This window comes from Vibrio cyclitrophicus (assembly GCF_024347435.1).
Taxonomy (GTDB): Bacteria; Pseudomonadota; Gammaproteobacteria; order Enterobacterales; family Vibrionaceae; genus Vibrio; species Vibrio cyclitrophicus.
Genome location: NZ_AP025480.1, coordinates 1767235 through 1781163 on the forward strand (window position 1 = coordinate 1767235; position 13929 = coordinate 1781163).

At 42.5% G+C, this 13929-nt stretch carries 15 protein-coding genes; 3 read left to right on the forward strand and 12 right to left on the reverse strand.

The window, feature by feature from the left end; translation table 11 throughout:
* Positions 1 to 64: 64 nt before the first annotated feature.
* Positions 65 to 763: a pseudouridine synthase gene (locus tag OCW38_RS07710; protein ID WP_261893584.1), complete on the reverse strand. Its 699-nt coding sequence runs from the start codon at positions 761 to 763 to the stop codon at positions 65 to 67.
* Complete coding sequence (locus OCW38_RS07715) at positions 763 to 924, reverse strand: hypothetical protein (RefSeq protein WP_010441083.1); 162 nt, start codon at positions 922 to 924, stop codon at positions 763 to 765. Before OCW38_RS07715 ends, OCW38_RS07710 begins: the two co-directional genes overlap by 1 nt.
* Positions 925 to 1133: 209 nt before the next feature.
* Here OCW38_RS07715 and OCW38_RS07720 point away from each other — a divergent pair, with 209 nt between their 5' ends.
* A complete protein-coding gene (locus OCW38_RS07720; protein ID WP_010441085.1) occupies positions 1134 to 1535 on the forward strand; it encodes a YkgJ family cysteine cluster protein in 402 nt (133 codons plus the stop codon).
* Positions 1536 to 1607: 72 nt separating this feature from the next.
* Here OCW38_RS07720 and OCW38_RS07725 read toward each other — a convergent pair whose 3' ends face one another.
* The 6 genes from OCW38_RS07725 to glpT form a co-directional block, all read right to left on the reverse strand.
* Positions 1608 to 2009: an NUDIX hydrolase gene (locus OCW38_RS07725; protein ID WP_010441089.1), complete on the reverse strand. Its 402-nt coding sequence runs from the start codon at positions 2007 to 2009 to the stop codon at positions 1608 to 1610.
* A gap of 227 nt (positions 2010 to 2236) precedes the next feature.
* A complete protein-coding gene (locus tag OCW38_RS07730) occupies positions 2237 to 2617 on the reverse strand; it encodes a SpoIIAA family protein (RefSeq protein WP_010441092.1) in 381 nt (126 codons plus the stop codon).
* A 112-nt stretch (positions 2618 to 2729) separates the two neighbouring features.
* Positions 2730 to 3242 carry an HAD family hydrolase gene (locus OCW38_RS07735; protein WP_016793525.1) on the reverse strand — a complete coding sequence of 171 codons (513 nt, stop codon included), beginning with the start codon at positions 3240 to 3242 and terminating at the stop codon, positions 2730 to 2732.
* Positions 3243 to 3397: 155 nt separating this feature from the next.
* On the reverse strand, positions 3398 to 3862 hold the full coding sequence (locus tag OCW38_RS07740; RefSeq protein WP_016788702.1) for an ASCH domain-containing protein: 465 nt from the start codon (positions 3860 to 3862) through the stop codon (positions 3398 to 3400).
* A 233-nt stretch (positions 3863 to 4095) separates the two neighbouring features.
* Positions 4096 to 5151 (reverse strand): glycerophosphodiester phosphodiesterase, encoded by a 1056-nt coding sequence (gene glpQ / locus OCW38_RS07745; RefSeq protein ID WP_016784463.1) that lies wholly within the window; start codon positions 5149 to 5151, stop codon positions 4096 to 4098.
* Between the two features lie 84 nt (positions 5152 to 5235).
* Positions 5236 to 6606 carry a glycerol-3-phosphate transporter gene (gene glpT, locus OCW38_RS07750; RefSeq protein ID WP_016769248.1) on the reverse strand — a complete coding sequence of 457 codons (1371 nt, stop codon included), beginning with the start codon at positions 6604 to 6606 and terminating at the stop codon, positions 5236 to 5238.
* A 544-nt stretch (positions 6607 to 7150) separates the two neighbouring features.
* On the opposite strand from glpT, the gene OCW38_RS07755 reads away from it, so the two are divergent.
* Positions 7151 to 7867 carry a lipoprotein gene (locus OCW38_RS07755; RefSeq protein WP_010441102.1) on the forward strand — a complete coding sequence of 239 codons (717 nt, stop codon included), beginning with the start codon at positions 7151 to 7153 and terminating at the stop codon, positions 7865 to 7867.
* Positions 7868 to 8066: 199 nt separating this feature from the next.
* On the forward strand, positions 8067 to 8567 hold the full coding sequence (locus OCW38_RS07760; RefSeq protein ID WP_016784466.1) for a hypothetical protein: 501 nt from the start codon (positions 8067 to 8069) through the stop codon (positions 8565 to 8567).
* Positions 8568 to 8700: 133 nt separating this feature from the next.
* Here OCW38_RS07760 and OCW38_RS07765 read toward each other — a convergent pair whose 3' ends face one another.
* The 4 genes from OCW38_RS07765 to OCW38_RS07780 all read right to left on the reverse strand — a co-directional run bounded on the left by OCW38_RS07765 (position 8701) and on the right by OCW38_RS07780 (position 13865).
* Positions 8701 to 8955, reverse strand: a complete 255-nt coding sequence (locus tag OCW38_RS07765) for a DUF3297 family protein (RefSeq protein WP_010441105.1) — start codon at positions 8953 to 8955, stop codon at positions 8701 to 8703.
* 373 nt (positions 8956 to 9328) lie between these two features.
* A complete protein-coding gene (locus OCW38_RS07770) occupies positions 9329 to 10612 on the reverse strand; it encodes a lysine N(6)-hydroxylase/L-ornithine N(5)-oxygenase family protein (RefSeq protein ID WP_016769245.1) in 1284 nt (427 codons plus the stop codon).
* Between the two features lie 78 nt (positions 10613 to 10690).
* On the reverse strand, positions 10691 to 11668 hold the full coding sequence (locus tag OCW38_RS07775) for a GNAT family N-acetyltransferase (RefSeq protein ID WP_010441109.1): 978 nt from the start codon (positions 11666 to 11668) through the stop codon (positions 10691 to 10693).
* On the reverse strand, positions 11658 to 13865 hold the full coding sequence (locus OCW38_RS07780) for a TonB-dependent siderophore receptor (protein WP_261895650.1): 2208 nt from the start codon (positions 13863 to 13865) through the stop codon (positions 11658 to 11660). Before OCW38_RS07780 ends, OCW38_RS07775 begins: the two co-directional genes overlap by 11 nt.
* Positions 13866 to 13929 lie beyond the last annotated feature (64 nt).

Below are 13929 nucleotides of genomic sequence, written 5' to 3' on the forward strand. Positions count from 1 at the left end.
CTACATCCTACATCCTTATAGTATTGATATTCTGATGCTAACTCGCTTTAAGAGATTAAAACATTTATTCCGAGCCCTGCTGAAATGAGCCGACTTCGGCTTTGGTTAGATAACGCCACTGACCGACTTCAACATCTAAACGAACATCACCAATCTGTTCACGGTGAAGACCAACAACTCGATTCCCTACCGCAGAAAACATTCGTTTTACTTGATGAAACTTACCTTCTGTAATAGTCAACAGCACTTCTTTACTGGTAATCACTTCAAGCTCTGCCGGACGCGTCGGTTTTTGTTCGCCCTGCAATTTAATGCCCGCTTTGAACTTATCAGCGACATCACCTTTGATATCTCGTGACAATGTCACGCGGTATACCTTCTTACATGACTTGGTTGGCAGCGTAATATTGAATGACCATCGCCCATCATCGGTAATCAAAACTAAGCCTGTGGTGTCAGCATCTAAGCGCCCTGCTATGTGCAATTCTGATACTTTGCCTATCTCGATGTAGTTGAACAGCGAGGGATAGACTTCGTCGATATTGGAGCAAATAGTACCCGCAGGCTTGTGCATTAAGAGGTAACGAAATTCACGTAAATGAAGCGGCGTGCTGTTTAACAAGATGGTGTTGCTTTCGTGAACCTGAGTCGATTCATCGGTGACAGTCTCACTGTTTACATTCACCTCGCTATTACGGATGCGTTCAATCGCTTCAGGCTTGGTTAGGTCAGTGCTTTTACATAGGTATTTATCAAGGCGCATTAATCGTCGGCACCACATTTAGCACAAGGCTTATAAGTTCGTTCACCTTGCTCGATAACCACATAATCACCTATGCACTTGTCACATAAAGCGAGCTTTGGGTAAGCGTCTTTTTGTTTCTTTGCGTTGATGTTGCCTTCGGTAGTGTATACCGTTCTCATTTTGATGCCTTTGCTTGAATAACGTGAGAGGCACAAATTGTATCACTGTTTACAGCTTTGATTGGAGTGGTCGTGCATAGATAAATTAATTTTAAGTGTCGCTATTCCAAGTTCGCGCCCCTTAACGGTATAAGCATGAACAACTAAGGCAACGTGCCACGCCTATCAGTGGTAAAATGACAAAAGCTCACCAACCAATGAAGTCACTAATGAAAAATTGTAATCAATGCGGGAAATGCTGTATCAAATACGGAGATGGCGACCTTGCCGCAACGCAAGAAGAGATTGATTTGTGGGAGTTGTTCAATCCAGACATCTTTGAATATGTTCGTGGAAGCGAGATCTGGTTCGACCCTGAATCTGGTGAACGTTTAAGCCGTTGCCCTTTTCTGGAACTGGTTCCGACGAAAGATACCAAGGCTCAAGCCAAGTACACCTGTAGCATCTATTTAGACCGACCAGAAGATTGCAGACATTATCCAAGCCTGATTAATGAGATGGTGCGAGATGAGTGTGAAATGATTGAGGTAGTGGATTTACAAGACACGAAGAAAGCTCAAAGGAAACTCGATCTATTGATGAAAGACAGCCGCCCTTCAAGCTATTCTTAAGTGATGATCTTTTAAAGATCAGTCTGCAACATTAGCTAATATGCACTAATACAGCTGATAGATGCTAAAACCTTAAGCCAAATACTGGTTAGCTTCTAACCAATCAAGCGCAACCAGTGCTGCCAATGAGCATACCGCTCTGTCGTTACCATCAACAAACTTAAGCTCTTCGATTTCAGCATCTGGAGACAGTTCGCCAGTATAATCAGCAAGATAACAAGTCAATTGCACCGATACGCCTTCCGCTTTGCCATCAGCTTGGCCTGTAAAGGTCTCAACGTATTTAATGGAGTCTGACACTAAATCGACAGAGATCTCTTCTTTGATTTCGCGAACTAGTGCTTGCTCATCACTTTCGCCAGCTTCACGCTTACCACCCGGTAGATAGAATAGTTCTTTGCCTTTTGATCTCACCATCAACAACTTGCCGTCTTTGATGAATATCCAAGCCAGCTTATCAATTACCTTATGCATGTCGTTAGACCTTATTTTTGTTTTAGTTATCGTTTTACTGAATCTGGTCACACTATTACTCTCGACCAAACAAAGCCTGGGTATGTTACACGCTGGAATGAATATACTCTATGGAGTCGAATAGGAATTATCATAGCCAAAATGAAAAATGACAGCTTTCGAGACAATGAGCGTCAACTGTCATTAGTGTTGTTTACAGATTGATCTATAACTGTCTGCGAATAGGATCAATCGACTAGCCACTTAAGTGCAGAGTCGTGATCTTCAAATGACTTAATCTCACCCGACACAAACCAACTGCCGACTTTTGATGCCATTTCTTGCCAACTTTTATCGCCGTAAATAGCAATTTTGTCTATCTTCGAATTGAGCTCTAATCCCAATTTGAAATCGTCCCAAGCAGCCCGCAACTCCCAACCTGTTAAAGATGATATATCGACCAGCATCTTAAGTTCAGATGAATCGAGTTCTTCTAATGTTGTATTTAGAATTGGTATCATTGCTTGGTAATCATTGTGTGTGAGTTTTCCTTTCGCTTTAAACACAACAATGGTTTCACCGTTAACACGTTCAATTCCAACCGATATTCCGTGACGTTCGATACTCATAATCTAGCCCTCATAGTGGAAACTAGAGTTAGCTTAAAGGATTAAACAACAAAGAGATGGGAGATTGACGTCAAAACAGACAAGTGCTTTATCTAGGCTGAATTTCAGAGAGTTAATCGCGCTTCTCCAACAGTTCGCTTAAGTTTTTAATTTGCACGATACGGGGGGGCTCTGACTTAAAATCAACTCGACTAGTGTTCAACCACACCGCTTGCAAACCCGCTTCAAGTGCTGGGTAAATGTCTTTCTCTAATGTATCACCTACCATGGTGATATCTTGAGGCTCAACACCAAGCTTAGAAATGATGGCGGGATAAAAATCCGAGTCGTATTTAGATAAGCCAAGGGTAGCTTTGCAAAAATAACCCGATAAATACCGAGTGAGCCCTACTCGTTCAAAAGCTTTGATGATGTCTTGCTCGCTTGAGTCTAATGCGTTAGTCGCAACATAAAGCTGGTGGGTTTTAGATAGTTCACAAAGTATTTCCCGAGCACACTCGACCACTTTAACTCTCTCCCAGTCACACATCTTCCCTTGTGCATCTGGGAAATCGACCATCAGCGTATTGCCCCAGTCGAATAACACGATTTTTGTTAGATCGATTTGCTTTGTAATATTGTTCATCTTGCCTCCTGCATGCGATGAATTATCTAGCCCTCAAGCGAGCTTATAAGAACTTCTCGAACAGTTAGGCTCATTGTGGTCAACCTTGTTGCTGTTTATTGAGCACGATCTCCTAAACACAAAATTTCACGTATTGTGAATCAACAAAATACCCTTTATTGATAAACCACTTTGAAGCGCTCTAATACGAGTAACATGTCTTCAGCTGGCGATATTTTGAGCTCTTCACATTCACGCGAGAAGAAGTTCCAGTGCGCTTCTTTCCACCATTCGAGTGTTTTATCACCCTCACCTTCCGCGGCAGCAAATTCAGCAGTGACTTCGTTGTATTTGCACTGTGAGACTGAAGTAATCTCTACAATACAAACTGGCTTGCCATCCCAATCAGTGACGACTTGCAAATGCCCTACGACAGGCATCGCTTCCCCTTCATGGCTGTACCAATATTCAAGGCTGCAAGACGCCTGTTTTTCGCCTTTGAGAATCAACTGAGCGCAGAGATTGGCGTTGTATTCATCAGCGCAGTAATAGTCGGAACTAAAAGACGTATATTGAGAAGCCACTTCGGTTGGCAACGTATTGAGGTAACTATCGAGATAATCTTTGCTTCTTTCTTCCATGATTTTTCCAGTTTGAATATAAGGTTCAGTCAGTGAGAAATAACAGACTGTAGTGAGAAATAACAGACTGTAATGTTGGTAAGCTATCAAGGGGAGAGATTGGTGTAAACCTAGGAATTTCAAAATGGTAATTACAGTGAGAACGAGGCTCACAAGGAAGAACTAAAAGCATTTTTAAGTTTTACTTTTAGCTCTTCGTATCTCGTTATTAGTGCTTCGTAACTGGAAGGGAATTAACGGTTAAGGAACTCTACCGCTTTGTCTGGGAAGTCGGTAAACACGCCATCGACTTTAACTTGGTTGTAAAAGACATCCAACATACCATCAAAGTTATCAGCATAGGCTGGGATTCTTCCTGGATCGGCACGGAACGTATACGGGTGAACGTCTAAGCCCGCGTCTTTTGCTGACTTCATCAATGGTTTAATAATGATGTTATCTTCGGTCGATGCATCGTCTACCAACATAGGTTTCCAAGGACCAATGCCGTCAGCATAGCTAGCGACTTTTGCCATGCCGCCTTTCTCAAACATCCAGTCGTAGCTGTACGGCGTCGCTTTCTCACCTTTATAAGTCATGGTTTCGTTCCAATCGGTATAAGCCATCAACTGAACGAGCTTGAGATCCATTTCCATGGCCGGCATAAGTTCATCATTGATACGCTGAAGTTCATTGGCATCAAAACACTGTAAATACACTTTGTCGCCTTTCGATAGGTAACCATATTGATGTAAAGTCGCAAGCACTGCTTTAGAAATATCTTTGCCTTCGTGACGATGGAACCAAGGTGCTTTAATCTCAGGATAGATACCTACGTCATAACCTAAGGTCTTGTTTAGGCCTTGGATCAGCTCGATTTCTTCTGCAAAAGTAGCGACCCGGAAATCAGACTGCCACATAGGGAAACGTGTTGGGTACCCTGCCACTCTGTTGCCTTGTTCATCGAGGTTAAAGCCTTCAGTCACTTTTAATGATTTGATCTCGGCAAGCGTAAAATCAATGGCATAGTAGCGGCCATCAGCGCGTGCTCGTGTTGGAAAGCGGTCAGCAACATCGGTGACTCTATCTAAATAGTGATCATGTAACACCACCAATTGATCGTCTTTGGTCATCACCACGTCTTGTTCGATATAGTCAGGTTTCATTGCATAGGCAAGTGCTTTGGCAGGCAACGTATGTTCAGGTAAATAACCTGATGCACCGCGATGCGCAATCACTAAAGGTTCAGCAAATGCGTTTGCTGATAAGCTCAATGCCAAAAGAGTCATACACATTGACGTTGTTTTCATTATTTCCATTCCTTTGATAGAAAAGAGGCAGGAATATCCTGCCTCTTTGATTTATTGACGTTGTTTTATTAGGTTAAAGAGCCGTTAAGCTAACGCTTCTTTCTCTTTTTCAAGATTTTTTTGTTTATGATGTGCTCGCTCACCCATGAAGGCATAAAGCAAACAAATTAATGATGCAATACAAGCGCCCACCAAAATAATGAAACCACCATCCCAACCGTAGTGGTCAACCATAAACCCAAGCACTGCGTTTGCAGCAACCGCACCACCTAAGTAACCAAACAGACCTGTTAAGCCTGCCGCTGTACCTGCAGCTTTTTTAGGAGCAAGCTCTAGTGCGTATAAGCCGATGAGCATTACCGGACCATAGATAAGGAAACCAATTGCAATCAGCGCCAACATGTCAATTGTTGGGTTACCTGCTGGGTTTAGCCAATAAACTAATACAGCGATAGTAACCAAAACCATGAACAAGATACCTGCAGGTGCGCGTCGGCCTTTAAACAATTTATCTGAAATCCAACCACACAGTAGCGTGCCAGGTATACCCGCCCACTCATACAAGAAGTAAGCCCAAGAAGATTTATCTACTGAGAAGTCTTTTGCTTCTTTCAAGTAGACCGGAGCCCAATCAAGTACACCATAACGAATAAGGTAAACAAACGCATTAGCAATCGCGATTGACCACAACAACTTGTTAGAGAAAACGTACTTAAAGAAAATCTCTTTCGCCGTCATTTCTTTCTCATGGGATTTATCGTAGTCGTCTGGGTAATCGTCTTTGTGTTCTTCAATTGGTGGTAAGCCACAAGACTGAGGTGTATCTCTTACAGTGAACCAAACAAAAATAGCAACGAGAGTGGCAAAAAATGCAGGAACATAAAAAGCGGTTCGCCAGTCGTCATTAAAAGCCCAAAGCCCCAATAGGAACATTGGGCCGATCAAGCCGCCACCGACATTGTGTGCCACGTTCCATACGGAGACTATCTCGCCGCGTTCTTTTCGTGACCACCAGTGAACCATGGTTCGCCCACAGGCCGGCCAACCCATACCTTGAAACCAACCATTTAGAAACAACAGGATAAACATCGCAGTAATACTACCTGTCGCCCATGGCATAAAACCAAAGCAGAACATCACCAATGCCGACATCAACAAGCCGCCACTGAGGAAATAACGAGGGTTAGAGCGGTCCGACACGCTCCCCATTAAAAACTTAGATAAACCGTAAGCGATGGATACTGCGGCTAAAGCAACCCCTAGTTCGCCTCGGCTATACCCTTGTTCAATAAGGTATGGCATCGCCAAACTGAAGTTTTTGCGTACTAAGTAGTACCCTGCATAACCAACAAAGATGCCGAGAAAAAGCTGCCATCGTAAACGTGTGTAGGTGCTATCAATCTTATCTGACGATAAACGATCGATATGCGCCATAGGTTTGAATATTCCAAACATAGGAACCTCATAATTATTGGGCGATAGAAATTTAAAATGCTCGAACGAAAAAATTAAACGCTCATTCGAAATCAAGGGAATTGTATGTGCTTCAGGATTATTTTCTGTGATATAGCTATCTATTAACAATAAATAACTTTAAATACAGCATATTAGTTTCATTTAATTAGACTGCGCTTCATATTTTCGTTTTTGTATATCTAACTTCAGGAAACATTAAGTGGGTACATTTTGTTCGAATGAGCAAATATCGAACAGGTTATTCATTAAAAACAAATCAAGGTGTAGAAACTCCACCAACCCACCAACCCACCAACCTACAATCGCACTTATATTCTATGACTTTCTTTTGAATCTTAAATACATAACCAATCGTGATGTCAAACCTATGCTTCCGTTTATTTATTGAACGCTGGTGATTGCGTATCGTACAACCTCAAGTGATGCAGCAATGCCCAAAACAACTTTATTTGTTCGCCCAATATTTTGGGTATGGTGTGCAGTCATCAGCTTCTTACTAATTAATTAAACGATAGGAAATATCATGAACAAATCACTTATCGCTCTTGTACTTGCTACTGTTTTAGCTGGCTGTTCATCAGGTGGTACATCTGAACCGACACAACCTGAATTTGATGGTGACTACGGTTTTGAAAATATCGATCCCGGTTTCGGGCAAGATGATATCGATAACGATGGCGGTTATGAGAACGTAGACCCTGAATATGGTGTTGATGCACCCGGTCTAAAAGACAAGATTGCACAAGCTGATTTGGGTTTCGTACATATCCCTGAGTTGGGTGATCTTCCATTTTTTAATAAGGATACTGATGAAGCGCACATCGGGGCAGTAAAAGAGCGCTCTAGTGAAGAAGAAACCCTCTATAGCATCTATGTGGATGACAAGCGTGTTGGTGAAATCATCATTCGTGATAACTATGTCACGATTAGCTCTGGAGACAAGATGATCTCAGGCAGAAAAGATTCCATCACTTATGCCGACAATGATTACACCTTCTGGACTGTGCGAGATACAAGTGGAAATGTAGTTGGTGACTTTAAACGTCTCGATGACGGTGTTTGGGTATTCCGTGAGGAGATGAGCAGAGAAACATTTGTGGTGAAGTATCACAACGGCCAATGGAACTTCATCCCAGTAGCAGAGATAAAGAGCAAGGTAAAAGATAACTTACCTTCGCAAGCAGCCGTTACCAAAGTTCGAGCAAAGATACAGGCAAACAAGCTTCGTACGCTGAAGTAATCATTCTTAATAAAACAGAACTGCCGGGCATTCAAACAGTACGTTTGGTGCCCTTCTTTTCCTACCAATATTTCTACGTAGCTCTTTCAGTAAAATGCTTCAATCTTTCAAGGATGATTCGAATTACGTGACCAATTTAATGGTTGTCTAGGTTTATACCGAGATCGCCAATATTCTGTAAACATAAGCGAGTGATCAAATGACCATCAAAAACCTTCCTCTATTGGCTCTAACCGCTTTATTGTTGTTATCTATTACCAATGTTCACGCTTATGAGCAAAATCAAGATGAAACCGCGATTACATTTGGTCTATCTGCTGAACGTGGTTGGCGTGATTGGTCTGCTTCTTACATCAAATACCGTGGTGTTGGTTCTCTGGGGTATGGCTTTGAATTTACACGCTCTGCATACAATGATGACACCTCTTCTTATGAATACAAACAACGCGACAATGAATACCAGTTTCACGTCCCTATTGGTATAACCGAAAACCTTTACATAACACCGGGCTACGGCATTAAACGCACCCATACTGATGTCACATTTGATAGGAACAAGTTCTCAGACAGTTCAACCAAACAAGTTGGCGGCTTAGATGCAACCTACATTATGGACAGTGGTTTTGTGGTAACGGCCGGTTTCGACAAAGCAGAAGGTGAAGACTTGGAGTTTTCAATTGGTGCAGGTATCGCATGGTAAGCGAAGTTTTTGGAATAATGGTCAACACAGAAAAACAAAAAAGGCCTAGATTTTTCTAGGCCTTTTCTAGTAATAACGCTTGGTAACTCAGTATTGGCAAGTGACACCAAGGATTAGCGAGTTACTCCAACAATTATTCTTCGATGTAAAAAGCTTCTACAGTGCCTTTTAGAGTAATAAGCATTGGTTGACCAAAGCGATCTAGCGCTTTAGGTGAAGGGATCTTAACCCAACCTTCGCTGATGCAGTATTCTTCAACATCAGTACGCTCTTTACCATTTAGACGAATGCCGATTGGGTATTCGAAACACTCAGCAACGTGGTGTGGGCTGCGTGGGTTACCTGCAAGATGATCTGGTAAAGCTGGTCTTGAATTAGTATCGCTCATGTTCATTACCTGTATGTACGTAAATAAAAAAAGTGCGTCATTCTAGTCAATATAGGCTTTGTGCTCAACAACTGCTGCAATAAATCGTAGTGATCGTTTTAATCAACAGCTAGTTGTTTGATTTAAAGGCGATATCAACACAAATTTCATCGATACATTAACAAATTTGCGGCAAGCCATAATTCTCTAACCTAGGCAGCTAGGCCGATAAATGGGATAGCACACAACTGGCGACTCTATGGATTGAATTAATATTTAAGAACAAAAACGCCAATATAATATTGGCGTTTGCGTTTTGGCTATATGTGCTTCGAAACACGTGATAAACAAATATGCTGCGAACAAATACCACAACATTGTTCACATACAGAATCTAAGCTTTTTCTAGCTCGTTCTGTGAGTTTTCGAGAAGCGCATCTACGATCTCTTGAGAACGAACAGCCAACACAGAAAGAAGCGTATCACTCAGGCCATGAGAAGATTCACAACACCCCTGCAGGAAGATCTTAACTTCACAACTTGGCTTCATGTCTAATTGGTATGAACGCGCTACCGATTTACTATCAATCAAGGGTTCAATCGAGCTGAGCATTTGGTTGAACTCATCGTAACGATAGCCCGTAGCAAGAATGATCGCATCGTATTCCTTCCATAACTGTGTTTTGTTTATCGTGTCATTCAGACGCAACGCTACTTTGTCATCTTTCATAGCAACTTCTTGGATGTCATGACAACGTAGATGTTGATGGTTACCCTCACCAGTTACTTTTTGCAAATAAAGCAGCTCGTAAATGGCGTTAAGTTCTTCTGTATCCACAACTGAATAGTTAGTCGCGCTAAATCGAGAAAGGATGTGGTCACGCTGCTCTTGCGTGCTTTCATACATGTGATCGGTAAACTCAGGATCAAACACCTCGTTTACAAACGGACTGTCATCAGCCGGGTGCAATGCAAAGCGGCGGTTAACCATGTGAACTTCACCATCAGCATAACGATTGGTGAGATCAACGAATATTTCAGCAGCACTTTGCCCAGCACCCACGATCGCGATTTTTGGCTCTGAGTTTGGCTTAAAGGTTTCACGCCACGCTTTGTACTTCGAGGAGTGGATGATTTGTTCGTTATCATGGCCTTCAAACAGTTTTGGAAGTTTCGGCATCCCGCCCATACCGACAATAAGGTTCTTAGCGATTCGAACCGTCTGGTTGCCGTGTATATCGGTAGAGGTAACTTTTACTTTTGAGCTTTGACCATTTTCATCAATCGCTTCAATATCAATGACTCGCTGGCCGTAATTTACACGTTCTGAAAATTGATTAGCAACCCAAGTCAGATAGTCGTTAAACTCAACACGAGAAGGGTTCATACTACCTAAGTTAATAAACGCATTAAGCCTATCTTTGGTGTGCAAATAATTAACGAATGAATAAGGACTGGTTGGATTTCGTAGTGTCACCAGATCTTTCAAACAAGATATTTGCATTCTTGTTCCATCTAACAACATACCACCGTGCCATTCAAAATGAGGCTTTTGCTCCAAGAAGCAATAACTTAAGCCTTTATCTTTAGCTTGCTCTTCCAAAGCAATAGCTATCGATAAATTAGCAGGACCAAAGCCCACTCCGAGAACATCATATTCCTTAATTTGTTTCGTCATGTATAACCTCATGAAAATTTTGCAGGCGCAAACAAGCGCCCTATTCCGACTCCTTGTTTCAGTACAAACTGCTCTCGATTAGAACTCGTTACTGAAAAAGCTGTCTTTTAACTGACACATTAAAGCCGCACGCTTATGCGGAAATTCAAATTCTTTAACTTTGGCAAAGCCGTATTTTTGTAGATACCCAATCATTTTGTTGTTATCGGCTCTTGGCTCGCTAACAATCTTTTCTGTGCGAGGATCCGATAGATAGATGAAGTGACAAACAGAAGGCAACCAAGCAGCAACTTTATGTGCTCCGCGGTGAGACTCTTCGCCTACCAACATATGTATCCCACGATCGTAGTCGCCAGCTGCATAGTAAGGCGCGATACGATCTTCTTTTGTCCAATACACTTCGATATAAGCAAAAGGCTGGTTGTCTAAACATACAATTAGCAGTTGATTTTTATGGTTTTTGCAGGATTCTTCTAAATAAAACTTGTGCTCTTCTAACGAACCAGTCTGTTCCCAGAAATTGGCAACACGCTTTGTGTTCTGCCATTTATTGAACAACGTTAGATGTTTATCAACGTCTAACCCTTCTAATGTAAGTACAGCGTTTAGCTCTGGAATGTAGCGACGATATAGCTCCCCATACAAAGGCTTTGGCCTTGCCGGATGATACCCTGCAGCGTCAAGAACTTGCTTATGTGGGTAAAGGGCGTGATTTCGATTCTTAAGCCATAACTCCGGAGTTTGCATAACGGCTTCACGCCATAGCACTTTTAAGCCTTCGGCAGTTTCAAAGGACAAAGAATCCAACACTTCGCTTTTAAATTGTCCGAGTTCAATAGTTCGAATATCTGAGTTAGCGGAAAACAAAAGCGCAAACGCTGAGAGAGCTTCTTGTTCGGTAGCCGTCATCTCTGTAAGTCGCCAAAAATGATCCGTTTCTCGTACTACTTCGAGAGAACCGCTACTCACTTCAACACTATATCTATCTAGCCCTTCAGTTAAAGAAACACTCTGCCCATCGGGCAGAGTGTTCGCAGGCTGGTGGCTACCAGTCATAGGTTACGCTCGCAATCACGTTACGACGGTCACCGTAGAAACAGTAGTAATCACATGTAGCAACGTACTCTTTATCTGCTAGGTTTTTCGCTGCAACTTGGAACTTATAATCTTCAATACGGTAGCTTAACGTAGCGTCAAACAATGTATATGAAGGAACAACGTTTGTTTCGGTATTATCGGCATATGAATCACCAACGTAACGAGCACCCGCACCAATCGTTAAGCCATCTAATGGACCATTTAGGAAGCGGTAATTTGCCCAAGCTGAAGCGAGTTGGTCAGCAATTTGTGATGGCGTGTTGCCTACATTACTGCTTGTCGAATCTGCTATTATTTCAGAATCAATGAATGAAACGTTACCAATCAAGGTTAATGCTTCAGTCACGTTTGCAACAGCTTCTAGCTCTAAACCACGGTTACGAACCTCACCAATTTGCGTTAGTTGGCCAGCGACCTGACGCGCTAAGTTTTCTTTCGATACTTCAAACGCAGCAATGTTGAAGTAACCGTCAAAGCTACGCGGTTGGTATTTCAAGCCAAGTTCGTACTGTTCGCCACGTTCTGGCTTCGCAGGGTCACCATTGGCGTCAAGTTGAATTATTGGGTCAAACGACTGAGCGTAGCTCGCATAAGGTGTAAAGCCGCTATCCATCAAATAAGCAACACCGAAGTTAGTTGTCCACTCTTCGTTGTCGACCTTAGTTTTTGCGCCCGTTGTCGTGTTATGTGTCTTATTTTGGGAATCGTCGTAACGAACACCTATTTGCACTGCCCACTTGTCCGCAATCATCATTTGGTCTTGTAAATACAGGCCTAGTTGATTGTTTTTAGTTTTAGTGGTTTGGCGGTCAGATTCATCAACAACACTAAAGTTAGAATCCAGCAAAGTGACATTGTTACTATAGGACGGGTTGAAAACATCAAACAATGGGTTTGCGATCGAAACGAAAGTCCCTCCAGCTGGAACAATAATCGAGCTATTACCATCGGCAACAAATGGGTCTGAAGCATAATCTTTACTGTCAATATCGATACTTTGATAATCGATACCAGCTAGCAAAGTATGTTCTACAACGCCAGTTTTAAAGGTGTGTACAACGCGGTTGTCTATATTAAACGCGTCAGACGTGCCTTCCTCTGTGGAAGCCCCGCGTAGAACCTTGCTGTTTGTTGGGTCATAAACACCTAAACCATAATCTGTCGCATAGCCAAGCGAATACATTTGACGGAGGTTAATGTCCATCTTGCTGTAACGCGTATTCTGCATGAAGTAAGTACTGTCATTGAAATGATGTTCAAATTCATAGCCTACTGACAGTTGTTCACGCTCGAACGTTTCCCAATCGGTATTGCCTACCGCAGTGCTATCACTGATTTTCCCGTTTGGATTCGATGTTAACGTTCCTTCCATTGGCAAAAATTGCAGATACGGGTCGGAATCATCTTTTTGGTAACTGGTTAACAATGTTAATTTGGTGTCGTCTGTGAATTTATAAGCCAGAGAAGGGGCGATGAAAATACGTTCAGCTTCTACTCCATCAACACGGCTGCCATTTTTGCGACCAAGCGCTTGTAGGCGGAATGCCATTTTTTCGTTAACTTCAGAGTTCACATCTAAGCTAATTTGCTTACGATCGTCAGTGCCGTATTCAATAGCAAACTGACCAGAACCACCGTCAAATTGAGGGCGCTTGCTCACGACATTTATGACGCCACCTGGAGGAGTTTGGCCGTACAATGCAGAACCAGGACCACGTAAAATTTCTACTCGCTCCAACCCAAATGGGTCGATTTGCCAGCTGTAAAAGCCTGATGAGTACAAACGCGTTCCGTCTTGATACAAGCCGCTGTTTGCTTGCTTAAAGCCACGAATCACAAACCAATCTTGCTTGTTATCTTCACCGAAGTAATTTGCTTGGATACTCGGTGTGTATTGCAATGCATCGGCAATACTGATCGACGCTCTGTCGTCCATTTGCTCACGCGTCACAATGGAAATAGCACGAGGTGTTTCACCTATCGCAACGTCGGTTTTTGTTGCCGTGCGACTACTTAATCCTACGTAGCTAAAATCTGGACCTACTGAGCTGTCTTCAAGCTGCTGCCCAAGAACAACAACGGTTTCATCTTCGTTGGCCTGAACCATTCCTGACGATATAACTAAAGCGACCGCAAGTGCTGTTGGGGTGCGCATAAAGTGCCGATTCATATATTTCTCCTTCAATACGGCTATGAACCAATTGCAATAAAAACACAAA